A 24,186-nucleotide genomic window follows, 5' to 3' on the forward strand; every position below is an offset into this window, starting at 1 on the left:
AGTTTTAATCCAAGTCCTGTTTAGAACCCGGTATCTATTTACTATAACTTATTACTGGTTATGTCCGGGAAAATTATCCGTATTGCTATCTCAATGATAGCCGTTATATGCTATTGCAGTTGCACCAAATCAGCAGGTGTTACCCCCAATGAGCCTGGCAAAACACCGCCGGCAGACACTTCAATAGTACCAGAAAACAGGGTTGACCGCAATGCGTTACTCGTGCTGGTAAATGGGCTACGCAGCCATGGCTGCAAATGTGGAGATGATCAGATGCCACCGGTAGGTGCTGTTATCTGGAATGGTTTATTGGAAAAGGCAGCCTACGATCATAGCAAAGACATGACGATCAATAAATACTTTGATCACAACTCCCCCAATGGCACCACACCGGGCGCCAGACTGGATGCTGCCGGTTATCACTGGAATTATTATGGTGAAAATATTGCTGCTGGCAGTATGGACGAACAAGCCGTGATACTGGGCTGGCTGAATAGCCCCAGGCACTGTCATAACATGATGAATCCTGCTTTCACAGAAATAGGTGTGGGTCTCTACAATAATAACTGGACGATGGAACTTGGCAAAAGAAGTTTTGTTCAATAATCAGGGTGCACTCATTTTCTTGCGCCATGCACGCCATATATAGTAGATATAGGCAACGAGTGTAATGCCAAACCAGGAATAGAAAAAGGTCATCCTGCCGGGGGTAGATTCCTCCGGTACAGCAAAGCCCAGATACAGGCCAAAGAATACGTTGATCATCATCCAGAAAAAACCAATGAAGATCGTACGCATGATTTTTATGAGGAAATGAAACAACTCATAATCCATCTTATTAGGATCTTCCGGTTCCGGTACTTCCGGGTTCCCTGGTGTTGCGGGTTGTTCTGCCATAGTGAATGATATGCGTTACTAAGGTATGCACAGTTTAGCAAGTGCAGCACTGTCTCCCTTAAATACATTAAAATCTACGGTGGTACGGATACCGTTTACCCTGCCAATGTCACTATGCTGCCAGAACATCCAGGCCCTGTCTGAACGCGGCCGTTCCTTCTGGTAATAGTGTGCAATCCATAGTGGGTAGCGGTCAAATTCATTGCCAAGATATGTTTCGTAGAAATGGATATTAGTATAAATGATCGGCTTTACTTTATATACTTTTTCCATTTCCTCCAGCCAGATTTTTGCTGTACTGCGGATAACAGCCGCTGGTTGATTATTACTGGTTTCTATATCGAGCACCGGCGGCAGATCTCCTGACTGCAGATCCGCTACGTTATGAAAGTTAATGGCTTGTTTCAACGGATCGCGGGTGGCATAAAAAAAATGGTAAGCCCCCCTTATCAGTCCGGCCTTGCCCGCTCTGTCCCAGTTTTGCCGGAAGGAGGCGTCCTGCCGGGTAATCCCTTCGGTAGCTTTTATAAAGGCAAAGGATATACGAATCTTATCCACCTGCATCTGTTTTACTGCCTGCCAGTTAATCTCTTTCTGAAATTTAGATACATCGATACCGTGAATTTTATAATTCACCGGCATATCTATTCCAAACTCTTCATACCTCACAAAGGTAATGCCCTTGTCACGCTCTTTCCACCATAAGTAAGCCAGTACGGCCACTACTACTAATAATAATCTGATCCAGATGCTTTTCACTTTGCTTCAGTTAGTTGCAGGGTAATTGGGTAAGGTGACTGTAATAAATGCCGACAGCCCTATTTTTTCAGCAAGTATAGGCTATAATTTGTTTAAAGGGACTACTTTTACAAAGGTCAAGTGATTTTTTATGCCCGATTTTAACCTGAAGGATACCCTTAATTTGTTTTCCAAATTCACACTGCGCCGCGGTATTAACGCCGGTAAAGTGCTGGGAAGCTATTTTATGAGCAAATGGACTAACAAGCCCGTTCAGTGGGGATATCCTATATCCATCTCTTTTGAACCTACCACTTCCTGCAATCTTCGCTGCCCCGAATGTCCCAGTGGACTCAGAGCATTTACCCGCCCTACCGGCATGCTGGAACAGGATTTTTTCAGGAAAACAATTGATGAAATTTCCAAAGAGCTGTTGTACCTGATTTTTTATTTTCAGGGAGAACCTTACCTCAACACCGGCTTCCTGGATATGGTAAAATATGCGGCAGACAAAGGCATTTATACCGCTACTTCCACCAATGCACATTATCTCACAGATGCCAATGCTAAAAAGACTGTAGAAAGCGGCCTGGACAGACTGATCATCTCTATTGATGGTACTACCCAGGATGTATACACGCAGTATAGGGTAGGTGGCCATCTCGATAAGGTTATTCAGGGTGCCAAAAATATTGTGAAGTGGAAAAAAGAACTGAATTCCTCCAAGCCATTTGTATTCTTCCAGTTCCTCGTAGTAAAGCCCAATGAACACCAGATAGAAGATATTAAACGACTGGCCAAAGAAATAGGCGTAGACCAGGTACGGTTTAAAACCGCTCAGGTATATGATTATGAAGAAGGTAACCGCTTAATTCCTACCATCGATAAATACTCCCGCTACCATCGTAACGAAGATGGCACATACGCTATTAAAAATAAGTTAAGCAATCACTGCTGGCGCTTGTGGCATTCACCCGTTGTTACCTGGGACGGCCTCGTTGTTCCCTGTTGCTTTGACAAAGATGCACAACACCGGCTGGGGGATCTGAAAAAAGAATCCTTCAAGGAACTATGGCATAATAAAGAGTATATCCGTTTCCGTAGTCAGATTCTCGAAACCCGCAAAAACATAGATATCTGCGCTAATTGTAGTGAAGGCACCAAGGTCTGGGGGTAATTCACTGTCATAAAATATTTTTTCTGATTGATATTCAATCTATTACTACGCTCATAGTTCAAATACTACAAAAATAGTTTTTAAACTACAAAAATAGTAATAGATTAGTGTTATGAAAAAACTATCCCGTAAAGAAGAAGAGTTGATGCAGGTAATATGGGACCTGGAAAAAGCTTTTGTAAAAGATGCAATAGAGCATCTCCCCGATCCCAAACCGCATTACAACACCATTGCCACGCTCATGAAGCGCCTGGAAGAAAAGGGGTATCTCGCCCATCATGAATATGGTGGCTCCTACGAATACTACCCCACCATCGGTAAAGAAAGCTATAAGGATACTTTTATGAAAAAGGTGCTCAACACTTTTTTCGATAACTCCTATCTCAACATGCTCGCTTATTTCGCCAAGGAAGAAAAAATCGGTCCGGACGAAATGAAAGCATTAGTAAAGATGATTGAGAAAGATAAAAAATAACGTGTATGCCTACCCTCTTTTTATATGTCCTGCAAGCATCAGGATCCATGGCCCTTTTCTATCTCCTTTATATCATATGCTTTAAGAAAGAAACCTTTTACCGATACAACAGGATCCTGTTGCTCAGTGCTTTTGTGTGCTCTGCCGTGCTGCCACTCTTGCCGGTTCCGGCCCTGCAATGGAAAACAACGCCAGTAGCAGAAAGCCCTTCTGCTGCAGTATATTTTAACAATAACGTACACGCAGCTACGCAAACGGGCGAAGTTACCATTGTACAACACTGGTGGGATCCAATTATGCAACATGCTGTCCCTATGCTGTTGTCAGTATATATAGGAGTAGCTATTCTTTTGCTGCTGGTACATGTACTGCAACTGGTAAAAATCAGTCGCCTCGCTAAAACAGGTGACAGCTATACACAAAACAATATCCGCTATGTACAAATAAGCGGTATTACAGCTCCTTTCTCTTTTCTGCGAACCATCTTTTTTGATCCTAACGCACACGAACATACGGAGTTACAACATATACTCCGCCACGAGGAAGCACATGTACAGCAATATCATTCTGCAGATATGTTGCTGTCGGCTGTCTACTGCTGCTTATGCTGGATTAATCCTTTTGCCTGGATGTGCAAAAGAGCCCTGCAGCTAAACCTGGAATTCCTCGCAGATGAAGCCGCCGTACAGACTTTCAATACTCCTTCCGCCTACCAGTACAGTTTAATAAAGATCTGTACGTCGCGCAGTCCTGTTGCTATTGTAAATCACTTCAGTAAATCATTTATTAAAAACAGAATACTTATGATGAACAAAACCCAATCTCCGCGTTTACGCACCTGGCGGTACCTGATGCTACTGCCCGTGCTTGGCCTCACCGCTGGCCTTTTGTCCGCCACATCCCCCACTACCACCCAGGAATCAGGCGCTCAAAAATACCTGGCCACTGAAAAAGGGGTGTTGTATGGCATGGTAACCCGGCTGACTTCCGATGATGATCTGGCTGACATGAAAAAAGTATTGGCAGAAAAAGGAATCACCGTTAACGTACCTGTGCTGAAACGTAATGCAGCCGGCGAAATCATCAGCATCCGGTTTGTGGCGCAGGATACCAAGCGCAGTACGCTGGGAGAAACACTGGACCAGGGTCCTATTAATCCTTTTTTCTTCTACTTCGGTGAAAAAGAAAGTGGTATTGGAGAAATAGCAGGCAAAAATTTCCCAGGAAGCCTCATCAACCTGGCGTTAACAGAAAGCAATGGTAGTGTGAAAGGAGTAACTTCTGATTCTACTTTCCTGAATCGCTTTCCCGGTGGAAAGGAGGCATATAGAAAAACAATCGCGAAGAACACGCGATATCCAAGAGTTAGTCATGATAACAACAAGGTGGGTACTGTAACTATGCAATACAAAATACAACCCAGCGGAGCTATCACAGATGTAGAAGTATTAACTACTCCTGATGAGGCCTTGGGTGATGAGGTGAAACGCGTTGTTGGCTTACTACCTGCTTTTGCTGCTGATCCTGCAGGTAAAACGGTAACCGTTTCACTTCGCGCCGCATTTATGCTATATGGGGGGACGCCAGAAAGACAGATCAAGGGACCTGACGCTGAAAATGCGGATATAATAATTGTAGGCTACGGCAAAAAATAACCTATTCTGCCACAGGTTCTTTCTTCTTCTTCCTGGATTTAGTAACCTTATTAAACAGGTTGATACCCAGTTGAACACCAATAAATTCCAATGCTGTCATTAATGCCCCGGTAGCAAAATTCTTTACTTTACCACTTCCCCAGGCCATCTTAGCCACATTCATGGCTATGTTGAGGGCACCGCTATGTCTGGCGCTACCGGGGATTACAGCATTCAGGGCCATCTTTTTATAGTTGTCCTTAAAATAATCTACCCGGTTGCCCATTTCATTTTCGAGTTCCCGGGAGCGCATTTTTAAACGGGCAATTTCCAACTCCAGTGTTTCGAAGCTGTTTATTTTCTTACGCATGTGTAAACGTTTAGCATTGATTATCCCTTTGCGGTGTTTTCGGTTGCTTCATCGTCAGGAACATAGCCCGGGTCAACCGGTTGCTGCTCCTTTGTACGTTGATTATGAATATGATTGGACTGTTCATCGTTATCTGTAATCTCATCCACCAGCTCTGTTATCAATAGTTTAGCCAGCGGCCTTTGTATCAGCTGCTTACGGAACAACAGGATAATAAGAAATAATAAGACAAATAAGCCTGCCGCACAGCCAAATCCGATCGTAAAACTACCGGTCATTTCACCGATCCAGAAGCCCACTACCATGCCGAGGAACACAATCACGAAAAAGAACAGCAGGAAAGCCATCGTCAATGAGAAAAACAATCCCAATGCTTTCGATAACTTTCCCGCTGCCTGGAGCTTAATCAGGTCCAGTCTGGTTTCCAGGTATTCCCTGGCTACTTTTCCCGTTTGGTTAAAGTAGTTGCCGAAATTATCTTCCATGCAAATAAATTTATTCAAATGGGGTTTACGCCAACTCGTTCTCTAACTCATCCTGAAATTGATCTTTTTTCTTTCTCCATTTTTCTTTCAGCTTATCAGACTGGTCTCTCAGCTTCTCTACCAGTTCATCTTTTTTATCTGAATTCAGGAAGTAACCTACAGCAACTCCTACGGCTGCACCTACAATAAATGAAACAACGGCTTTGGAACTTGTACTCATAACTAAGGTTTTAAAGATGTTATAAATTAGGTTTTCTTTTCGTACTAGCGATTCAACAAACATTATTCCATAAATGGAAGTTACACAAATCTAAAATGTTAAACCTCCGCTTTAAGAACAAGCACTGCGTAATTTTGTTTACTGGTCATAAAAGCTTCACAGCACCCAACCGGTCTGCTTTTTGACATACCAGATAATTACACGATATTATGTACTATGAGCTATCTTGACAATGACCGTCTTAAACAAATTGGTTTTCTACTCCTGATCCTGTTCCTGGGCATTCTCCTTTTTATGGAGATGTTTACCTTTTTCCCCGGCTTTCTTGGCGCAGTAACCCTGTACGTCATTTGCCGGAAATGGATGTTCAGACTAACAGAGCAAAGAAAATGGAATAAAAGTCTTGCTGCCACACTGATGATGGTGCTCTCCTTTCTCATCATCCTGCTGCCGGTTAGTATGCTGATTAACATGCTCACGGCCAAAATAGCCTATGCCGCCAATCACTCTACAGAGCTGATCAACAGTCTTAAACAAACCAATGCCAGACTGGAAGAGAGTCTGGGCTTCAGCTTAATGACCAATGAACGGTTGCAGAAACTGCAGGAAAATTTAACAGCAGTGCTGCCAGGCTTCCTGGGGGCCACCTTTAATACCCTTACTGCTATTGCGATGATGTACTTTATTCTCTTTTTTATGCTGGTAAATGGCCGGAAAATGGAAGAGAACCTGTATGAATATATCCCCCTGAAAGATAAAAATGTGGAAAGACTGGGTAAAGAGTTCAACACTTTGGTAATTGCGAACGCCGTAGGTATTCCGCTTATTGCAATTGTGCAGGGCATAATTTCCCTCATCGGCTATTTGATTTTTGGAATTCCGCAGCCTTTTTTCTGGTTTGTTGTGACCTGTTTTACAGCCATGTTGCCAGTGATTGGTGCCGCGGCAGTATATGTGCCGTTGGGTGTTTATTTGCTGGCAGTAGGCAACACCTGGCAGGGTATTGCGATACTGGTATATGGATTTGGGGTGGTAGGTACTTCCGATAACATTGCCCGTATGCTGTTAGCGAAACGAATTGCTGACGTACATCCGCTGATTACTATTTTCGGTGTAATCATAGGCGTTAGTCTGTTTGGCTTTATCGGCCTGATCTTCGGCCCATTACTTATCTCAATGTTTATCCTGCTACTGGAAATTTACGGGAATGAGTTTGTGGTGAAAAGAAGAGACCTGGCCGCCCAAAAGAAGGAAACAAAAAATACCGATCATTAACGGTAGTAATTATTCTCATTGATATAATGAATAACATTGTCCGGCACCATGAACCGTACGGACTTTCCTTCCTTTATCCATTTACGGATATCTGTTGCCGAGATATCCAGCATGGGCGCTTCCAGTATTTCTACTTCTGCCCCGAAAGTATCTGTAATCTCATGTCCGGGCCGGCGATATACATAAATGGGATAGTTCTTTACAATCTGTTCAAAATTCTTCCAACGGGGTAAATTCTGAAAACTATCACTTCCCATAATGATGGCAAATTCCTGGGTAGGGAATTTTTCTTCCAGGTAAGTCAGGGTATCTACAGTATAAGAAGGTCTGGGTAAAGAGAACTCGATATTGCTGGCGCGCAACCGCACTTCATCTTTGATCGCCAGTTCCACCAGGTGGAAGCGGTCATGCTCATTTAACAGCGCTGACTGGGGTTTCAACGGATTATGCGGAGAAACCACCAGCCATACTTTATCAAGGTCAGTATTGTACGCTACGTAATTGGCAATGATCAAATGCCCCGTGTGTATAGGATTAAAAGACCCAAAATACAAGCCTATTCTCATGTTTCATCGTATAAATTGCCAATGGCGACATCAATAATGCGTGTAAAAATAGGTATTTAAAGCGGGAACGGAGAAATAAGGCTTATTCCAGTGGTTTGAACTGTTCAAACACTTGTCCACAGGCCTTGCAAAAATGGATAGCCCGGCAAAGTGTGGACCCAAAAGGAGAGCGCAGGTAGGTTTGCTGACTGCCGCAATGCGGACAGGGAACCTCCAGCATTAGTTCTGCACTCACTTCTCCGGCCAATACCTGCGGGGGGGCTATACCAAAGTTTTTCAATTTTTCTTTGGCGGCAGGCGTCATCCGGTTGCTTTGCCAATGCACTTGTTTATCTACTTCAACACTTACGGCGACGCCGAGTTCACTTTCGAGTGTTGTTTTTATATTATGTTGAATATAACTCACTGCCGGACAGGCAGCAAAAGTGGGAATCATTTTGATGTGTACGCCGGCACTACCCACCTCCACATCCGTGATCATGCCCAGGTCCATCACACTTAACACCGGTATTTCCGGGTCCATCACATGTTCCAGCGATTCATATACTGCTGCTATTGTTATTTTGTGAGACATTATTTACCAGCTGGCCTCCGCATCCAGGTTAAACACTTCGCTCATTTCTTTTAGCAACGGCTGCAGGTGCTCCGTATGAAACCCTTGCCGGCCGCCAAATACCGGTGTAATGTCCTTGATGTCGGGGATATTCAGGGATGCCTTTACCAACACCGGGTAAATACGATCCATCCAGCGATGATAGAGAGCTACTTCGCCGGGGTATACCTTGTCTGCTATCAGGGCTGCTTCATGTGCCGGTGATACTTCAAACAAGCCGGCAGCCAATGCAATAGCATCATTCAACGATTGCTGCATACGGATATAGCTATCCTCACCTGCATTGCTCAGTTGCATCAGCCAGGCATTGGCATGCAGTGTATGATATTTCAATTCACCTTTTACTTTTTTGCTGAGTTGCCGGAAGGGTTCAAAGCTGCTGTCCTGCAAACTTTCGTATCGTATTGTTTCCGCGTGGTCAAACAGAAAATGACGTATCAGGCTGAAGTCATATTCACCATTCGGCATTTCCACCAGGTGAGCCGACTTAAACTCCTTCTCCGGTCGCAAAAACGCGAACCTGTCAGGATGCTCCCCCCCAAGATCTTCATGAAGTATGCGGTACAAAGCCCAGGCATGGCCTATTTTATCCTGCGCCATAGAAGAAAAAGCAATGTCTTCTTCCATCACAGGTCCTAACCCTGTCCATTCAGAATTCCGATGTCCCTGAATCAGTTCATCATCGGCCATTTTTATGATCAGATCCGTTATTGCTGCGTTATTAATCATTTGGACTGTTTGAATTTATTGATCTTCTCCATCACTTTAAATCCGCTGGCATCACGATAAGTTTTCTCCATATTGTTGGCAAACATATCTTCATCTTCCACATCAAATGCAAGTATATCCGCACTTCTTACCACCCAGAGGTTTACACATTTCTTGCGGCGGGCAAATTGTTCTTTGGCGAATACCAGGGCCAGCTGTGGATCCGGAGCATGTACACAACCTACGTGTTCATGGTGTGCCCCCCTTTTTTCCTGGTGAAATACTTCGTATACATTCCAGTTCTCCCCTTCCTCCACTTTCACTACCTCTCCCGCTTCGCCGAGTTTCAGCCTGTTTACGCGGGGATCTAAAGAATCGTTCGACATGAATTATTGAGTGGTTTTTAAAAAGTAAAATAGATGCGCTATGCTACCGGCAAGGCTCTTTTTTCAGCGGGTCTCATTAATGCCTTGCGTACCCAGCGTCCTTGCTCTTCTGCCCATTTACGCACCTGTAAACGCTCTGCATTACAAGGCCCACCACCATTGATGACCCGGAAAAACTCATCCCAGTCAGGATCGGTATATTCCCATTTACCACTTTCTGCATTTTTCTTCAGCGCGGGATCCGGCAACGTCATTCCCAGTTCCCATATTTTAGGAACATAAGATTCCAGGAACTGATTACGCATATCGTCGTTGCTGGCCATTTTCACCTTCCACTGCATCAGCTTTTCACTGTGGCTGGACGTTTTATCGGGAGGGCCAAAGAAATGCATAATAGGCTGCCACCAACGGTTCAGCGCATCCTGCAACATGGCTTTTTGTGCCGGCGTACCAGTAGCCAGTTCAATGAAAGCATCGTGACCTTGTTTCAGATGGAAGCTTTCTTCATAACAAATGCGTTCCAGCGCCCTGCAATAGGGCCCGTAAGAACCTTTTGCATTGGCTACCTGGTTTACAATGGCTGCTGCGTCTATCAGAAATCCAATCACCGCAACGTCTGCCCAGGTTTCTGCCGGGTAATTAAATACGTTGGAATACTTTGATTTTCCGCTAAGGAGATCATTGATCATGGCCTCCCTGGATTTACCCAGTGTTTCAGCGGCATTATAGAGTAATTGTCCATGGCCTATTTCATCCTGGACTTTGGCTATTAACGCCAGTTTACGCTTAAATCCCGGTGCCCTGGTAATCCAGGTGCCTTCTGGTAATGCGCCAATAATTTCAGAGTGAGCGTGTTGTTCAATCAGGCGTATCAACTGTCTGCGATACTCCACCGGCATCCAGTCGCCGGGTTCTATCTTTTCGCCTTTGGCAATACGTTCCTCAAATGCAGCGAGCTTTTCAGGCTCATCATGCTGTTCTTCTTCCCTCAACTGTTTCCTGTTGGGTTCATCGAAAATATATCCACCGCCGTACATAGTGCGATTGTTTTGGTCGGAAGTAATTTACGGAAAAAAGCCCGTTTTAGCCCGAAATCATTGTCAAAAACCGCTGGGAGAAATGTTATAGAATCGCCAAATTTTCCCACAGTGAAACAGATAGCCGGGGCATTACAGTAATTTTAGTCCGGTCTATTTTACCAATGCTACCCAACACCGCTATACTGTGCTTGCTGTTACTGCCCCATGGGCACAAACATCCGGGTTCCTCTCCGGAGAAACACCGCCATTATACCGTGATACAACTGAATTTTGAGGAAAAACAAGACGTCACCTCCCCTGTTTCAGATACCATTTTTTATGCACCTGACAGAAAACTGCAGTGGGATGATTTCCTGGCTAAACCATCACCTTCCGGACCTAGCGCCGCAGTGGCCTATACCAGCTTTGCCTACGATGGCAATAGTAACCTGGTAAATGATACCCTGCGCATTACCCTGCGCCTGCAGGTGTTTTTTATAAAAAGCGCGTCCTGGGTAAGAGCGGATGCCAAAAGCAGCTACGCACTGGCCCATGAACAACTGCATTTCGATATCACCCGGCTGGTGGTAGAACGGTTCAAACAAAAACTCCGGCAAACCGCCCTGAACCGCGATGACTATGATAGTATCATACAATATCAGTATCTTCAATCATTCCGGGAAATGAACCGGCTACAATACAAGTTTGACCAGGAAACCAATCACGGCCTGAATCCGGCGGCCCAACTACGCTGGCGGGACAAAGTGAATGTAGGCCTTAGAAATAATGGCGTACTGCCTGAAGAACTGGGTATTGAAGAGATGAGCTTTTAGAACCGAACCGAAATTTCTATGCCCTTGCGTTTAGCCATACCGGTTATACTGCACAAAACAGGAATACATGCGATCTAGCCAACTTTACCAAACACTGGCCACAGGCCTCTTTATGCTCTTTCTACTGTCCGCCTGTAACAAGGACAATAACAGCGGCCGGAACCGGGATCCCGATAATAATAACGGTTCAGCGAAAAGCATTAATGACAGCATCTTCTTTATCTCCAAAGACATTTACCTGTGGACGGATGCGCTACCAGATTCAGGTACCTTCAAACCCAACAGTTACTCAACGCCCAAGGCGATGTTTAAAGCTTTAATGTCCTATAAAAAAGATAATGCTAACAACATCCTCGACAGATACAGCTTTTTGGATAACGGAGGTACCTCCCGGGTGCTCCAGCAAGGGATTGCAGGTGATATAGGCTTTGAAGTAGGCTATCAGACCCAAACTACCTTGTATGTAGTGTATGTATATCCCGGCTCTCCGGCAGACAAAGCCGGCATCAAGCGCGGATGGAAACTGACCGCTGTAAATGGTGTTACCAGTTTTAAATATGGTGACGGTACAACGGATGAACTGTTGAATAATGCTTTTGCCAGCGCCAGCGCCACCTTTGGTTTTCTCAAACCAGATAACACACCGCAGCAAAACACATTAACCGCKGCTGAATACAAAGTGAACCCCGTGCTTTATTCCCATTTATATGACTTCAATGGTACCAAAATCGGCTATTTCGTTTTCAACAACTTCCTCGCATTGGCAGATGTAAAAACAGCGATCGATACCACCTTCGATTCCTTTGCGAAAGCAGGCGTAAAACAGGTTATTATTGACCTACGGTATAATGGCGGCGGACTGCTGGAAACAGCCGAATACCTGGCCAACAAACTGGTGCCGGCTGCCAAATCGAATACAGAGATGTATTCCCAATATTTTAATAACAACGTGAATACCAATAACTACAGTAGTTATTTCAGAAACATGAAGGCCCTCCCTTATTATCCTACCCGTAACTGGACAGATATTTTCTATGCGGAAGCCACCACGTATAAAACAGCTAAATTCCAAAAGGAAGGCGCACTGGAACTGAATAAGATCAACTTCCTGGTAACAAGAAATACGGTGTCTGCCAGCGAAATGCTGTATAATGTGCTGAAACCAGCCATGACAACCAAACTGGTGGGTGATACTACTTACGGCAAACCTGTTGGATTTATCAGTATTTCCTTTGGTAGCTATGACATGTACGCAGTGAATTTTCAGACTAAAAATGCCGCTGGTGAAGGAGATTATTTCACTGGTTTAAAACCGCAGGTGCTGGCTGATGATGACTACACCACTGACTGGGGAAATTTAGCAGATCCTTTGCTGCGGGCTTCACTGGTAGATATGGGCGTACCGGCTGCATCTCTGGGACGTTCCGCTAAAATCACCGGTAACAGATTGGCCCGTACATCGGCTAACAGATTGGATGCCACTCACTTTAAAGGCATGATTCAAACATTCAAAAAATAGGAAACTATTTGCGGATGCAGCCATTTTTTCGCGTAATACTTCTACCGAAAAAATGGCTGCATCCGTAAAACCACTACATTATTTTTGCCCCACTGTATTTATTCTCCGGCATATCACTATCCATCTTTTTCACTACGTCTAAAATTGTCTGCACTGCCCTGTAATAAAAGGAATGATTAATTCGTGTATACTCGTCCGTTGCATGATGATAGTCAGGGTGATCTTCTACACCAAAGTACAGGAAGGGAATTTTTTGTTTAAAGAATTCGTACTGATCACTTTGCCGGGTCCAGTCCTCTGCACCGCTATCCGGCCTATCATGACCGGCTATCAGCTCCACGCCACTATGGGCAGCTATCTCATCAATATATTTCTTTGTGTCTGGAAATTGAAACGTACCACATACATACAATTGGTTTTTGTCGTTGTGGGCAATCATATCCATATTAATGTTCTGGCGGATTTGCGTGACTGGTACAGGAGGTTGTGCTACAAAAGCCTTCGCACCCTGTAAACCTTCTTCCTCTCCATCCAGTGCTGCAAAGATCAGGGTATAACGGGGAGGATGTTTTTTAAAGTACGCTGCCATCGCCAGCAATCCGCCTACACCGGAAGCGTTATCGTCTGCTCCGTTATAGATTGAATCGGTGCCATTGGCATTGGCTTTTATACCCAGATGGTCATAATGTGCAGAGATTACTATTACGGTGCTTAACTTACCTGGAATATAGCCGTACAGGTTAGTGCCCATTACCTTCTTATCTCCTTCCTGGAAATAGAATGAATATTCGTAGGTATCATGGTAGGCCGCAAGGCCCAACTTCTTAAAGCGGTCAATGATATAAAACTGTGCCATGCGACTGCCGCGGGATCCAGCTTTACGGCCTTCAAATTTATCTGCAGAAAGCGTGCGTATGTCCTTCATCAGTTGTGAAGAGTCTACGGCTGTTTGTGCCATTAGGGGGAGCGCAAATAACAGGCAAAAGCTGTAACAGAGCAATTTCATAAACAATGCATTTACGATTAACTATAAATGCAATGTACAAGATATTATTTGAAGATATTAAAGATGATGAAACTGCAAACATAGGCCAGTGCGGTCATGTATACAAGCTGTATCACAGGGTATTTCCACGATTTCGTTTCCCGTTTAACAATCGCCATGGTGCTCATACACTGCATGGCAAATGCATAGAAAAGCATTAACGACAACCCGGAAGCCAGGGTATATACAGGCGCTCCGTCAGGCCAGGTGGCAGAAGACAGCTTCTCGCGCAATGTGGCATTATTATTTTCGGGATCTTCTCCCACACTGTAAAGGGTAGCCATGGTGCCTACAAACACTTCACGGGCGGCGAAAGACGTGATCAGTGCAATGCCTATTTTCCAGTCAAAACCCAGGGGGCGGATGGCCGGTTCAATAGCATGACCCAGTACTCCCGCATACGAGTTGGATAACCTGGCCGATTGGAATTCTTTGTTCAATATGGTGGCTTCCTTTGAGTCCGGAGCGACCTTGGATAATAACTGTTCGTATTTCTGATGTACCGGCTGCATTTTGCTGGCGGGGCCATAAGAGGCCAGGAACCATAAGATCACAGATATGACTACAATCACTTTACCGGCATCTCGTACAAATATTTTTGCTTTTTCTACCATGGTGGTGCCAACGTTTGCCCAACGTGGTGAGCGATACACCGGCAATTCCATGATAAAATAACTCTTCTCCTTAATGCGCACAAACAACTTCATGACAGCAGCAATAAAGATGGCCATAAAGAAGCCCAACAGGTATAATCCCATCATGATCAGGCCCTGTAAGCCGAGAATACCCAACACACGTTTGTCCGGAATAACCAGCGCAATCATCATGGTGTAAATAGGTAACCTGGCAGAGCAACTCATTAATGGTGTCACCATGATGGTGATGAGGCGTTCTTTTTTATTTTCAATGGTACGGGTAGCCATAATAGCCGGCACCGCACAAGCCACACCACTGATCAGCGGCATTACAGACTTACCATTCAATCCTACCTGTCGCATTAAGCGATCCGTTAAAAAGCTGATACGGGCCATGTAGCCGGTATCTTCCAGGATGGTGATCAGCCCAAAGAGGATCATGATCTGAGGGATAAATACGGCAAAACCGCTGATACCCGCCAGTATACCATTTATGAAGAAATCGGTGACTTTATTATCGGGCAGCGTACTGCTTAACCAGCCACTCAGTGCGCCAAAACTGCCTTCAATCCAGTCCATTGGATAAGAAGCCAGCCAGAAAATGCTCTGGAACAGGAGGAACATCACCACCAGTAAAATGGCGTATCCCCAGAAACGATGCAGCAACAGGTCATCAATTTTTTCTGAACGCAATTGTTTTTGCAGCGGATCATTTTCCACTACCGTTGCCTTCATGATATGCTTGATGCGGGCATATCGTTGCATAATTTCTTCTGCCTGTATCTTGGTTTTATTGAATTGGTACGTTTGCAGTGCATTTTTGATGGCCTGTTTCTCACCACTGCTGATAAATGACAGGTCATCTACGTTAACGGCAATATGTAAAGCGCCGTAATCGCTTTTACAGGCGGGTACAGCTTTCTTCACTTCTTCAATCACCTCTCTGGCCAGTGCGCTGTTATTGATAAAATCTCTGGGGGGCGTTCTGTATTGCGAACGTATAGCCAGGTCTATTACTTTTTTAATTTCAGTAACTCCTTTATTCTTACGTGGATTAATGGCCACTACAGGTACGCCTAATTCTCTTTCCAGTCCGTCCAGATCTATTTCCACTCCTTTTTTGCGTGCAATGTCCATCATGGTCAGGCCAATGATAACAGGGATCTTAAGGTCGATGATCTGGGAGCAAAAGAGGAGATTACGTTTCAGGTTGGAAGCATCTGCCACTATAATAACCAGGCGGGGGGTATCATTGCTGTTCTGATTAATCAGCACATCATAGGTCACATATTCATCTGCACTTTTAGGGTACAGGCTATAAGTTCCAGGCAGGTCAATGATATTGGCGGTGACGCCAGGTACTATCTGAGCTGTTCCGGTTTTCTTGTCTACCGTTACTCCCGGGAAATTGCCCACCTTCTGGTTTAAACCGGTGAGCGCATTAAAAAGGGAACTTTTACCACTATTCGGATTTCCTACCAGCGCGATGTTTATGGGAGCCTGCATTCCTTGTCTTATCCTATTATTTAATATAATGAGCTGAATATGCAAAGTTAAACATTAATCATAGGGATGAATGATCCGATCGGGAAAATCTCAGAAAGGGTATGTTAAAAAAAAGTGAAGTGAAAACATGGCGGCGTTTTCACTTCACTTGATTTATAATTAAGCAATTATGCTATTAGCTGTTGTATTTATTCACCATCAGAAAGGCCAGGAAAGAAACGCTTCCGTCTAATGCTGCTGTCTTTTTGACTGCTTTAACTGCATTTTGAGCAGATGGGCCTTTGTAACGATATCCTTCTCCTGTGGAGTCATTGTGCTCTTTTTGAGGAGCTGGCTTAGGTTCGTTAAGGTCATTGGTACCATCTGGTGTCATTTTCAGATTAAGCGGGCCTTCACCGTCATTATTATAATCATCATTATCCCAGTTATCATCATCAGAGCTATACCGGCTGAAAGAATAGTTGCGATATACTTCGCGATCTATTTCTATGTTCTTGCCTACCGGTACTCTTATGGTTACCGTAACACGCTGGCCGCGGTATTTAGAATGCGGAGACAGGGAGAATCCTTCCGGCAGGTACAGGATAGAGTCATTCTGATTCAGACGGAATGCGATATCATGTGCCAGTTCTTTTGCCTGTTGTACATTGCGGCCTCTTGAAAAGCGGGATACTTCTACACCAAAGCTGTCGTTCGGGCTTTTTTCCACTCTTATGCGGATGTAGTTAATGAGTACGGTATCATCGGCTACCAGCAAATGGTCATCAAAGAAACCGAAATGCATATCATCATCTCCTTCCGTCAGGATGCCACCTGGTGCCTTTTTCAGGATCAGTTTACCCTTAGATGGCTGTTGAATGGCTATTGTTTCCGTTTCTGTAGCGGGTCTTCTGAAGTCTTTCACTACTGAGGATACCACTACGGCTGCAAAAGCCAGTCCGAGCAACCAAAGGAACATTAAAGTATAACCAGCATAACGGTTTGTTTCTCTTACACCGGTGAGTTTACGGATGATAAATATTACCAGTGCCACAATCGGAATACCTATCAGTAAGCCGATGGCTGGCCATATGAAGAAGTTCTGAGCACCACTGAGGAAAAGATCTTTCAAGGGGAAAAGGGCCGCGGAAGATACTGCCATAGCTATTCCTACCACGATGAGGCAGATCAGCATTACTACAGCAAAGAAATAAAAGAACCCCTTGGTAACGGCTACCAACACTTTACCTAATCCACTTGCCAGGTTCACAAAAAAGCGTTCAATATCACTACCTACTTGCTTGCCGCGGCCCTGCGAAAAATTTCGGATATCTTCTCCTACATTTTTCACCTGGCCTTTCATATGATTTAATTCTTCCTGGATGGTAGATCTGATATTATTCAGGTCTACTCTTTCGCCTCTCATTTCCAGCTTCTCCGCTGCGGTATCAGCAGACGGAGTAGCTATCCAGAGAATGAAGTATACGAGGATACCGGTACCAAAACCACCAATGGCCAGCAGGGCGAAGATGATGCGGAAGATCACCGGATCAATATTAAAATAAGCGCCCAAACCGCTACATACACCACTCAGTACTTTGTTTTCCGGATCACGGTAAAGGCGTTTACGGGGACGAGGTATATATCCTGCGTCTGAAGCGTCATCCCTTTGTTGTTGTTTAGTTCCTTCTCCGGAAGCATCATCAAATTGCTCTGGTGTGCCCATGGAAGCTTTTACGGCTGTTACATCAGCATCTGTAATGCAATGTGCGCCTTTCTTCAGTATATCATGGAAAACTTCAGCAATACGGCTTTCAATGTCAGACACAATTTCATCCCCACCTTCCTCTTTCGAAAAATATTTCTTCAGGCTACCCAGATACTGGCTAAGTATCTCGTACGCACTATCCTCGATGGGGATAAGTCGGCCCGACAGGTTTATGTTGATTATCTTTTTCATTACTAGTTCATTTAGGTTTTAGGTAAGTCTTCTCTTAAAGAGGGGTACTGCTTTGTGTTAGTTGATGTACTGCATTAGCCAGTTCGTTCCAGGTACTTTCCAGTTCCTGATAAAAGGCCTCCCCTTTATCCGTCATGGAAAAATATTTTCTTGGAGGACCTGAACTGCTTTCTACCCAGCGATACGTGAGTAGCTCTGCATTTTTCAATCTTGTTAATAAAGGATAAAGGGTGCCCTCCAGGATATCCAGCTTCGCTTCTTTCATCTTTTCGATGATATCTGACGGGTAAGCTTCTCCTTGCTTAATGATGGACAGTATGCAAAACTCCAGCACTCCCTTCCTCATCTGCGATTGTGTGTTATCAATGTTCATGGCAAGTGAGCTTTAGTTTTTTTTCTTAATGGTGGTTTCTGATCAGTTATAGTTGTAATAGCTATTATTTCAATTGTACGATACAAAAGTAGGGAATATTTACTACTATGCAATACCGAATACCATAGAAAGCAAAATAACTTGCTTAGAAGGCTACCTGAAAAAGTGGGTAAAAAGCAATACAGGTAGGCATCTTCGTAAAAAAACAATAATATAGTTGATAGCGATAAAAGTGATGAACGGTATTTAGCACGGATAAACGGAAATTAGGTTGAAATAAGCCTTTTTAGTGTTAAATTGCTTTAACATTTTTTTAATGGCTACAAATCGCAATTTGTGCTTTCCCTCAATTACATTTGTACAAGCGTAAAATACACATGAAGAAAATTATCGGCATATTCCTTTTGGCACTAATGGTGTCTCAATTACTTCCAATCAAGGAAGTAGGGAAACTGCTGTTTAATAATCAGATTGTGGAAGAGCATCCTGTTGATTGTGGTGGAGACCACATCAAAATTGCCAAGGAACTGAAATTCTGCAAGCAATTTGATGAAGTTCAATTTAACCCACTGCTCATTATTGGTATTCTTCAATATCATTTAATGGAAGATATTCCAAGCAACCCTGCTCAGGAAATACACGCCCCCCCTCCCAATATGCATATCGCATAATTCCCAAAGCAGTTGTGATCACAACCGCTGATTTTTCTATTCTTTTTATTTATTCATTCAATTACTACCAGGAATTCGTGTATCCGTTATCGTAATACGAGCATCGGGTCCCAATGGTAGTGTTATTCTATCTGATTGTTTCCACGGTTGCGGCAAATGCTGCTATCCGGAAATGCGATCCCTTAACGGAAAAGCTTATTTTATGAACAAGCAAACATCATTATTCTCTAATATAAAAGGCGACTTCTCTGCCGGCCTTGTTGTTTTCCTCATTGCGGTGCCACTGTGCCTTGGCATAGCGCTGGCCTCTGGTGCTCCCCTGTTTGCCGGTATGATTTCCGGTATCGTGGGTGGCCTGGTCATCGGCTTCCTGAGCGGCTCGCAATTGAGTGTAAGCGGCCCTGCGGCCGGTCTTACGGCAGTAGTACTGGTAGCCATTACCAAGTTAGGCGCGTTCGACGTATTCCTGCTCTCTGTGGTTATTGCCGGCGTGCTTCAACTGGTGCTGGGTCTGATAAAAGCCGGTACTGTAGCCAACTACTTCCCTTCCAATGTTATCACCGGGATGCTTACGGCCATTGGTATTATTATTATACTGAAACAATTGCCCCATGCTTTTGGCTATGATGCCAACACTGAAGGCGATTTTACCTTTTTCCAGATAGATGGCGACAATACTTTCAGTGCCCTGCTTTCTGCTGTTAATCATATCAGCATTGGCGCAACACTGATTACCATTATATCCATTTTCATTATTCTGTACTGGAGCAAGATCCCGAAACTCAATGTAGTGCCAGCGCCGCTGGTAGCAGTAATTACCGGCATTTTGCTGAATATAGCATTTTCCGGCAGCGAGTTGCTGGCACTGGGATCTAATCACCTGGTATCTTTACCGGTACCTGCCAGCTTTGGTGATTTCGTAAACCAGTTCACCTTCCCCAACTTCAACGCTATCACTAATAAAGAAGTGTGGATTATCGGGGTAACCATTGCGATTGTAGCGTCTGTAGAAACATTACTGAATGTGGAAGCAACCGATAAACTGGATCCAATGAAGCGCTATACCTCTCCTAACCGTGAGCTGAAAGCCCAGGGTATTGGTAATATCGTGAGCGGTTTAATTGGTGGTTTGCCTATCACTTCCGTGATTGTTCGTTCCAGCGCCAACATCAACGCAGGTGGTAAAACTAAAATGTCTACCATGGTACATGGTGCATTACTGTTGACCTGTGCGGCACTTATTCCCGTGGTATTAAATAAAATTCCGCTGGCTACACTCGCCGCAGTATTGCTCGTAACGGGGTATAAGCTGTGTAAGATTTCCATCTTTAAAGAGATGTTTAAAAACGGCAAATACCAGTGGGTGCCGTTTGCGGTTACTGTTGTGGCGATTGTATTTACTGATCTGCTGATTGGTATTGCACTCGGTATGGTAGTAAGCGTACTGGCCATTTTACGTGGTAATATGAAAAGCTCCTATTATTTCCGCAAGGAAAAATACCATAGCGGCGACAGTATCCGTCTGGAACTGGCCCAGGAAGTTTCTTTCCTGAATAAAGCCAGCATCCTGCTCACGCTGGATCATATGCCCGATAATATCACGCTGGTAATAGATGCACATAAAACAGCGTATATAGATTTTGATGTACTGCAAACCATTCGCGAATTCAAAGACATCAAAGCACCACAAAAAAATATTAAAGTAATCCTGACGGGGTTTAAAACGGTGTATAATATTCAAAATACACCCGATCTCACAGCTGAAGAGCAATCCAGGCTGACGTCTCCTCTGGTTCACACGATTTCTTCCGGTAACCACAAAGAGTTGCTGAAAGAATTGCAGTTAAACTAATATCCGGGGCATACGCCTCCGCGCCGATTCAAATGTAAACGGAATACCATGCTTTTATCCGTTCATGTTTTTTCAATTTTTAAAAATGACAATCATGAAAACACTCAATAAAATATCTCAATCCAATATAACACCTAAAAAGGCTTTAGAATTACTGAAAGCCGGCAACAGCCGGTTTGTGGATAACCTTCGCCTGAACCGTAACCTGCTGCAGATGGTGAATGATACCTCTGACGGACAGTGGCCCATGGCGGCTATTGTGAGCTGCATGGACTCCCGTACTTCTGCAGAACTGGTTTTTGACCAGGGACTGGGCGATATTTTCAGTATACGTTTAGCCGGTGGCGTTATTTCAGATAACGTACTCGGTAGTCTTGAATATGCCTGTAAAGTAGCCGGTTCAAAATTCATCGTGGTATTGGGCCATACCAAATGTGGCGCCATTAAAGGAGCCTGCGATGCCATAGAAATGGGCAACCTCACCGGGTTGCTGAATAAAATAGCACCCGCCGTTTTTGCAGAAAAAACAGTAAAAAACGATCGTAATTCCCACAACAGTAAATTTGTGGAGGCGGTAAACAATATTCACGTAGAACGTTCTGTACAGGCCATTATGGAACAAAGCAATATTCTGCGTGAAATGATTCAGAAAGGAGAAGTTGGCATCATCGGGGCTGTGTATGATGTAGAAACCGGTATCGTGAGCTTCAAGGAGAACACGCTTATACTGGAAAACAACAGACCTGCGGAACCAGCTGCAGCGGTAGCTGTTTAATAAGCCGCCTTTTATAGCCGGGAATAAATTTGCTTTTTCATAAAAAAAAGGGAGGCATTAATAACCCGTTTGATCAATTTATTTAAAGGCAATTGATCAAACAGTTATTAACAGCCTCCTTTTTTTATTTGCAGTCCGATGCCTTTTATATGTGCAGGAGCTTTGCAGCAGCCTGTTCGAGTGTGGCCTGCTTTTTAGCAAAACAAAAACGGATTACATGATCATCTTTTCCATCCTGGTAAAATGCGGATACCGGGATCACCGCTACACCAAATTCTTTGGTCATGCGGATCGCAAAATCTTTATCTCCTTCTTCCGAAATCCGGTCGTACTTCATCAGCTGAAAATAGCTTCCCTCGCTGGATAGCGGAGTAAACCGGGTATCTTTCATCAGTTGCAGAAAATAATCTCGTTTTTGCTGGTAAAATGCCGGCAGCTCCAGGTAGTGTGAAGGTGTTTCCAGGAATTTAGCCAGACCATATTGCATGGGGGTATTTACTGAGAAGCAGAGATATTGATGCACTTTTCTATACTCTTTCATCAGGTGCTCCGGTGCTACACAATAGCCCATTTTCCAGCCGGTATTATGAAATACTTTGCCAAAGGAAAAAGTAACAAAACTGTTGCGGTAAATAGCAGGGTAACGCAAAATGCTATGATGGGTGGCGCAGTCAAATATCAGGTGTTCATACACTTCATCAGATAATACCAGCAGGTTAAATTCTGCCACCAGCTTTTCCAGTTCCTGTATATCGTTTTCCTGTAAAATACTTCCGGTAGGATTATGCGGAGTGTTCAGCATAATCATTTTTGTGCGGGGAGTTATCTTGCTGCGCACTTCCGCCCAGTTAATACGGTAATCAGGAAATGAAAGCGATATCAGGATAGGTATGCCCCCGTTTACCAATACGTTGGGAATATAGCTGTCGTATGCAGGTTCAAAAATGATCACTTCATCACCAGGATGAATACACGTAGCAATAGCGGTGAAGATGGCGTAAGTACCTCCCGGGGTAATAGTGATTTCGGTATCCGGGTTAACGGTTTGCTGGTAAAGATGACTGATTTTTTCTGCGATGGCGGATCTGAGTGGCATCAGTCCGGGCATGGGAGCATACTGGTTATGGCCTTGTTGCATGGCTTCATTCACCATCGCTTTGAGCTCATCGCTGCAATCGTAATCCGGAAATCCCTGGGAGAGGTTAATGGCTTTGTGGGTGGCCGCCAATGCGGACATGACGGTAAATATAGTAGTGCCTACATTGGGCAGTTTAGAGACCATTTATACTTTTTTTGATATTGAAATTTAGGCATTTAGTAGCAAAGCAAGTTGCTTTCAGCAGCTAAATATCTAAATTTCAATATCAAAAAAATGAAAAACTTTAGAGGAATTTTTCGCCCTTATTGCGTTTTATTTCTCCAACATATTCTTTGATCTGTTGTTCATTTTCTTTTTTACAGATGAGTAATACATCGTTAGTATCTATTACGATGAACTCATCCAGTCCCTGCAGCAGTACCAGTTTATCGTTGGGTACTTTTACCATACATTTGGTGGCATCTATTACCACTACGTTTTTGCCCTGAACCGCGTTGCCGAGATAATCTTTTTCCAGGTTTTCGTAAGCGGAAGCCCAGGTACCAAGGTCGCTCCAGCCGAAGTTGGAAGGGATGACATAAACGTTGCTGGCTTTTTCCATGATACCATAGTCGATAGAGATGTTGGTACACTGAGGGTATACCTTTTCCATCACCTCTTTCTCCTGTGGGGTATTCAGTGCCGGTGTAGCCTGTTCAAACAGTTCGTCTATTTCCGGCAGGTATTGTTTAAATGCTGCCAGGATGGTTTTCACATTCCATACAAAGATGCCGGCATTCCAGAGGAAATCGCCACTCTGGAGGAAGGTTTTAGCCAGTTCCAGGTTAGGTTTTTCTGTGAATGTTTTTACCTGGTATACATTGTCGGACACTTGTTGGGGTTCGAACTGAATATAGCCATAGCCGGTATCGGGTCTGGTGGGTTTAATACCCAGTGTTAGCAGGGCACTGTTTTTTTGTACAAACAGCAGTGCGTTGAGGCATGCGTTGGTAAAAGCAGGTCCATCCATAATCAGGTGATCTGCCGGTGCACAAATGATATTGGCCAGCGGGTCCTGTTTATGGATTTTATGGGAGATATAAGCAACACATGGAGCTGTATTTTTGCGGGAAGGTTCGCTCACAATATTGGCAGCAGGCAATTCAGGTAACTGATCGCTCACCTTGCTGTTATACTGGTGATGGGTAACCACAAAAATATTTTCCTTTGGGATGAACTGCGCGAAGCGTTCATAAGTCCATTGGAGCAGGGTTTTCCCCGTGTTCAGGATGTCCAGGAACTGCTTGGGATTGTCTGTGCGGCTGTGGGGCCAGAAGCGGCTGCCTATACCCCCTGCCATTATTGCCACATAAAAATGGCTGTTCAGCTGTGTCATT

General features: G+C 44.1%; 26 protein-coding genes. 10 read left to right on the forward strand and 16 right to left on the reverse strand.

Going from position 1 to position 24,186, the window contains the following annotated elements:
* The first annotated feature begins 60 nt into the window (after nt 1-60).
* Nucleotides 61-606, forward strand: coding sequence for a CAP domain-containing protein (locus AC1DCV_RS14535; RefSeq protein ID WP_477023808.1), 546 nt, complete (start codon nt 61-63; stop codon nt 604-606).
* On the opposite strand, the gene AC1DCV_RS14540 is transcribed toward AC1DCV_RS14535, so the two are convergent.
* Both AC1DCV_RS14540 and AC1DCV_RS14545 read right to left on the reverse strand, forming a co-directional pair.
* Entirely contained in the window at nt 607-897 is a 291-nt protein-coding gene (locus AC1DCV_RS14540; RefSeq protein WP_477023809.1) for a hypothetical protein, read from the reverse strand.
* Between the two features lie 18 nt (nt 898-915).
* A complete protein-coding gene (locus AC1DCV_RS14545) occupies nt 916-1,656 on the reverse strand; it encodes a glycoside hydrolase family 25 protein (protein WP_477023810.1) in 741 nt (246 codons plus the stop codon).
* Between the two features lie 130 nt (nt 1,657-1,786).
* Here AC1DCV_RS14545 and AC1DCV_RS14550 point away from each other — a divergent pair, with 130 nt between their 5' ends.
* The 3 genes from AC1DCV_RS14550 (at nt 1,787) to AC1DCV_RS14560 (ending at nt 4,942) form a co-directional block, all read left to right on the forward strand.
* A complete protein-coding gene (locus AC1DCV_RS14550; RefSeq protein ID WP_441578129.1) occupies nt 1,787-2,812 on the forward strand; it encodes an SPASM domain-containing protein in 1,026 nt (341 codons plus the stop codon).
* Between the two features lie 112 nt (nt 2,813-2,924).
* Nucleotides 2,925-3,287, forward strand: a complete 363-nt coding sequence (locus AC1DCV_RS14555; protein WP_477023811.1) for a BlaI/MecI/CopY family transcriptional regulator — start codon at nt 2,925-2,927, stop codon at nt 3,285-3,287.
* A 5-nt stretch (nt 3,288-3,292) separates the two neighbouring features.
* The gene (locus AC1DCV_RS14560; protein WP_477023812.1) at nt 3,293-4,942 is read left to right on the forward strand and encodes a M56 family metallopeptidase; all 1,650 of its coding nucleotides are present in this window, start codon (nt 3,293-3,295) and stop codon (nt 4,940-4,942) included.
* A 1-nt stretch (nt 4,943) separates the two neighbouring features.
* Here AC1DCV_RS14560 and AC1DCV_RS14565 read toward each other — a convergent pair whose 3' ends face one another.
* From AC1DCV_RS14565 to AC1DCV_RS14575, 3 genes are read right to left on the reverse strand one after another with little or no spacing between them, the layout of a single operon-like run.
* Entirely contained in the window at nt 4,944-5,291 is a 348-nt protein-coding gene (locus AC1DCV_RS14565) for a hypothetical protein (RefSeq protein ID WP_441578132.1), read from the reverse strand.
* A gap of 20 nt (nt 5,292-5,311) precedes the next feature.
* Nucleotides 5,312-5,776, reverse strand: a complete 465-nt coding sequence (locus AC1DCV_RS14570) for a hypothetical protein (protein WP_477023813.1) — start codon at nt 5,774-5,776, stop codon at nt 5,312-5,314.
* A 25-nt stretch (nt 5,777-5,801) separates the two neighbouring features.
* On the reverse strand, nt 5,802-5,996 hold the full coding sequence (locus AC1DCV_RS14575) for a YtxH domain-containing protein (RefSeq protein WP_166649869.1): 195 nt from the start codon (nt 5,994-5,996) through the stop codon (nt 5,802-5,804).
* Between the two features lie 216 nt (nt 5,997-6,212).
* On the opposite strand from AC1DCV_RS14575, the gene AC1DCV_RS14580 reads away from it, so the two are divergent.
* Nucleotides 6,213-7,271, forward strand: a complete 1,059-nt coding sequence (locus AC1DCV_RS14580) for an AI-2E family transporter (RefSeq protein ID WP_477023814.1) — start codon at nt 6,213-6,215, stop codon at nt 7,269-7,271.
* Here the strand turns inward: AC1DCV_RS14580 and nadD are convergent.
* The 5 genes from nadD to paaA all read right to left on the reverse strand — a co-directional run bounded on the left by nadD (nt 7,268) and on the right by paaA (nt 10,581).
* On the reverse strand, nt 7,268-7,837 hold the full coding sequence (nadD, locus tag AC1DCV_RS14585; protein ID WP_441578135.1) for a nicotinate (nicotinamide) nucleotide adenylyltransferase: 570 nt from the start codon (nt 7,835-7,837) through the stop codon (nt 7,268-7,270). The two genes, AC1DCV_RS14580 and nadD, sit on opposite strands and share 4 nt — an antisense overlap.
* 82 nt (nt 7,838-7,919) lie before the next feature.
* A complete protein-coding gene (gene paaD / locus AC1DCV_RS14590; RefSeq protein WP_477023815.1) occupies nt 7,920-8,411 on the reverse strand; it encodes a 1,2-phenylacetyl-CoA epoxidase subunit PaaD in 492 nt (163 codons plus the stop codon).
* 3 nt (nt 8,412-8,414) lie between these two features.
* On the reverse strand, nt 8,415-9,179 hold the full coding sequence (paaC, locus tag AC1DCV_RS14595; RefSeq protein ID WP_477023816.1) for a 1,2-phenylacetyl-CoA epoxidase subunit PaaC: 765 nt from the start codon (nt 9,177-9,179) through the stop codon (nt 8,415-8,417).
* Complete coding sequence (locus AC1DCV_RS14600) at nt 9,176-9,544, reverse strand: 1,2-phenylacetyl-CoA epoxidase subunit B (RefSeq protein ID WP_133807807.1); 369 nt, start codon at nt 9,542-9,544, stop codon at nt 9,176-9,178. The genes paaC and AC1DCV_RS14600 overlap by 4 nt, the downstream gene beginning before the upstream one ends.
* Before the next feature lie 38 nt (nt 9,545-9,582).
* Complete coding sequence (gene paaA / locus AC1DCV_RS14605) at nt 9,583-10,581, reverse strand: 1,2-phenylacetyl-CoA epoxidase subunit PaaA (RefSeq protein ID WP_477023817.1); 999 nt, start codon at nt 10,579-10,581, stop codon at nt 9,583-9,585.
* A 164-nt stretch (nt 10,582-10,745) separates the two neighbouring features.
* Here paaA and AC1DCV_RS14610 point away from each other — a divergent pair, with 164 nt between their 5' ends.
* The gene (locus AC1DCV_RS14610; protein WP_477023818.1) at nt 10,746-11,396 is read left to right on the forward strand and encodes a hypothetical protein; all 651 of its coding nucleotides are present in this window, start codon (nt 10,746-10,748) and stop codon (nt 11,394-11,396) included.
* 67 nt (nt 11,397-11,463) lie between these two features.
* On the forward strand, nt 11,464-12,915 hold the full coding sequence (locus AC1DCV_RS14615) for a S41 family peptidase (RefSeq protein WP_477023819.1): 1,452 nt from the start codon (nt 11,464-11,466) through the stop codon (nt 12,913-12,915).
* Between the two features lie 73 nt (nt 12,916-12,988).
* Here AC1DCV_RS14615 and AC1DCV_RS14620 read toward each other — a convergent pair whose 3' ends face one another.
* From AC1DCV_RS14620 to AC1DCV_RS14635, 4 genes are all read right to left on the reverse strand, one after another.
* Nucleotides 12,989-13,921: a M28 family peptidase gene (locus tag AC1DCV_RS14620; protein ID WP_477023820.1), complete on the reverse strand. Its 933-nt coding sequence runs from the start codon at nt 13,919-13,921 to the stop codon at nt 12,989-12,991.
* A 44-nt stretch (nt 13,922-13,965) separates the two neighbouring features.
* The gene (gene feoB, locus AC1DCV_RS14625) at nt 13,966-16,101 is read right to left on the reverse strand and encodes a ferrous iron transport protein B (RefSeq protein ID WP_477023821.1); all 2,136 of its coding nucleotides are present in this window, start codon (nt 16,099-16,101) and stop codon (nt 13,966-13,968) included.
* A gap of 175 nt (nt 16,102-16,276) precedes the next feature.
* Nucleotides 16,277-18,040 carry a PspC domain-containing protein gene (locus tag AC1DCV_RS14630; protein ID WP_477023822.1) on the reverse strand — a complete coding sequence of 588 codons (1,764 nt, stop codon included), beginning with the start codon at nt 18,038-18,040 and terminating at the stop codon, nt 16,277-16,279.
* Nucleotides 18,041-18,074: 34 nt separating this feature from the next.
* Entirely contained in the window at nt 18,075-18,413 is a 339-nt protein-coding gene (locus tag AC1DCV_RS14635; RefSeq protein WP_441578144.1) for a PadR family transcriptional regulator, read from the reverse strand.
* Nucleotides 18,414-18,790: 377 nt separating this feature from the next.
* Between AC1DCV_RS14635 and AC1DCV_RS14640 the strand changes: the two genes are divergently transcribed.
* The 3 genes from AC1DCV_RS14640 (at nt 18,791) to AC1DCV_RS14650 (ending at nt 21,711) form a co-directional block, all read left to right on the forward strand.
* A complete protein-coding gene (locus AC1DCV_RS14640) occupies nt 18,791-19,084 on the forward strand; it encodes a hypothetical protein (RefSeq protein ID WP_441578145.1) in 294 nt (97 codons plus the stop codon).
* A gap of 202 nt (nt 19,085-19,286) precedes the next feature.
* Entirely contained in the window at nt 19,287-20,936 is a 1,650-nt protein-coding gene (locus AC1DCV_RS14645) for a SulP family inorganic anion transporter (protein ID WP_477023823.1), read from the forward strand.
* Between the two features lie 94 nt (nt 20,937-21,030).
* Nucleotides 21,031-21,711, forward strand: coding sequence for a carbonic anhydrase family protein (locus AC1DCV_RS14650; RefSeq protein WP_477023824.1), 681 nt, complete (start codon nt 21,031-21,033; stop codon nt 21,709-21,711).
* A gap of 145 nt (nt 21,712-21,856) precedes the next feature.
* On the opposite strand, the gene AC1DCV_RS14655 is transcribed toward AC1DCV_RS14650, so the two are convergent.
* Together AC1DCV_RS14655 and AC1DCV_RS14660 are read right to left on the reverse strand one after the other, a co-directional pair.
* Nucleotides 21,857-22,993: a methionine aminotransferase gene (locus AC1DCV_RS14655; RefSeq protein ID WP_477023825.1), complete on the reverse strand. Its 1,137-nt coding sequence runs from the start codon at nt 22,991-22,993 to the stop codon at nt 21,857-21,859.
* 100 nt (nt 22,994-23,093) lie between these two features.
* Nucleotides 23,094-24,185 (reverse strand): mannose-1-phosphate guanylyltransferase, encoded by a 1,092-nt coding sequence (locus AC1DCV_RS14660; protein WP_331965876.1) that lies wholly within the window; start codon nt 24,183-24,185, stop codon nt 23,094-23,096.
* Nucleotide 24,186: the final 1 nt, after the last annotated feature.

The organism is Chitinophaga sp. 10T418 (assembly GCF_056394125.1).

Excerpts from the sequence above, each read along its gene's own strand:
- AC1DCV_RS14535 (WP_477023808.1), top strand. The coding sequence starts at position 61 with ATGTCCGGGAAAATTATCCGTATTGCTATCTCAATGATAGCCGTTATA.
- AC1DCV_RS14540 (WP_477023809.1), bottom strand. The coding sequence starts at position 897 with ATGGCAGAACAACCCGCAACACCAGGGAACCCGGAAGTACCGGAACCG.
- AC1DCV_RS14550 (WP_441578129.1), top strand. The coding sequence starts at position 1,787 with ATGCCCGATTTTAACCTGAAGGATACCCTTAATTTGTTTTCCAAATTC.
- AC1DCV_RS14555 (WP_477023811.1), top strand. The coding sequence starts at position 2,925 with ATGAAAAAACTATCCCGTAAAGAAGAAGAGTTGATGCAGGTAATATGG.
- AC1DCV_RS14560 (WP_477023812.1), top strand. The coding sequence starts at position 3,293 with ATGCCTACCCTCTTTTTATATGTCCTGCAAGCATCAGGATCCATGGCC.
- AC1DCV_RS14565 (WP_441578132.1), bottom strand. The coding sequence starts at position 5,291 with ATGCGTAAGAAAATAAACAGCTTCGAAACACTGGAGTTGGAAATTGCC.
- AC1DCV_RS14570 (WP_477023813.1), bottom strand. The coding sequence starts at position 5,776 with ATGGAAGATAATTTCGGCAACTACTTTAACCAAACGGGAAAAGTAGCC.
- AC1DCV_RS14575 (WP_166649869.1), bottom strand. The coding sequence starts at position 5,996 with ATGAGTACAAGTTCCAAAGCCGTTGTTTCATTTATTGTAGGTGCAGCC.
- AC1DCV_RS14580 (WP_477023814.1), top strand. The coding sequence starts at position 6,213 with ATGAGCTATCTTGACAATGACCGTCTTAAACAAATTGGTTTTCTACTC.
- nadD (WP_441578135.1), bottom strand. The coding sequence starts at position 7,837 with ATGAGAATAGGCTTGTATTTTGGGTCTTTTAATCCTATACACACGGGG.
- paaD (WP_477023815.1), bottom strand. The coding sequence starts at position 8,411 with ATGTCTCACAAAATAACAATAGCAGCAGTATATGAATCGCTGGAACAT.
- paaC (WP_477023816.1), bottom strand. The coding sequence starts at position 9,179 with ATGATTAATAACGCAGCAATAACGGATCTGATCATAAAAATGGCCGAT.
- AC1DCV_RS14600 (WP_133807807.1), bottom strand. The coding sequence starts at position 9,544 with ATGTCGAACGATTCTTTAGATCCCCGCGTAAACAGGCTGAAACTCGGC.
- paaA (WP_477023817.1), bottom strand. The coding sequence starts at position 10,581 with ATGTACGGCGGTGGATATATTTTCGATGAACCCAACAGGAAACAGTTG.
- AC1DCV_RS14610 (WP_477023818.1), top strand. The coding sequence starts at position 10,746 with ATGCTACCCAACACCGCTATACTGTGCTTGCTGTTACTGCCCCATGGG.
- AC1DCV_RS14620 (WP_477023820.1), bottom strand. The coding sequence starts at position 13,921 with ATGAAATTGCTCTGTTACAGCTTTTGCCTGTTATTTGCGCTCCCCCTA.
- feoB (WP_477023821.1), bottom strand. The coding sequence starts at position 16,101 with ATGCAGGCTCCCATAAACATCGCGCTGGTAGGAAATCCGAATAGTGGT.
- AC1DCV_RS14630 (WP_477023822.1), bottom strand. The coding sequence starts at position 18,040 with ATGAAAAAGATAATCAACATAAACCTGTCGGGCCGACTTATCCCCATC.
- AC1DCV_RS14635 (WP_441578144.1), bottom strand. The coding sequence starts at position 18,413 with ATGAACATTGATAACACACAATCGCAGATGAGGAAGGGAGTGCTGGAG.
- AC1DCV_RS14640 (WP_441578145.1), top strand. The coding sequence starts at position 18,791 with ATGAAGAAAATTATCGGCATATTCCTTTTGGCACTAATGGTGTCTCAA.
- AC1DCV_RS14645 (WP_477023823.1), top strand. The coding sequence starts at position 19,287 with ATGAACAAGCAAACATCATTATTCTCTAATATAAAAGGCGACTTCTCT.
- AC1DCV_RS14650 (WP_477023824.1), top strand. The coding sequence starts at position 21,031 with ATGAAAACACTCAATAAAATATCTCAATCCAATATAACACCTAAAAAG.
- AC1DCV_RS14655 (WP_477023825.1), bottom strand. The coding sequence starts at position 22,993 with ATGGTCTCTAAACTGCCCAATGTAGGCACTACTATATTTACCGTCATG.
- AC1DCV_RS14660 (WP_331965876.1), bottom strand. The coding sequence starts at position 24,185 with ATGACACAGCTGAACAGCCATTTTTATGTGGCAATAATGGCAGGGGGT.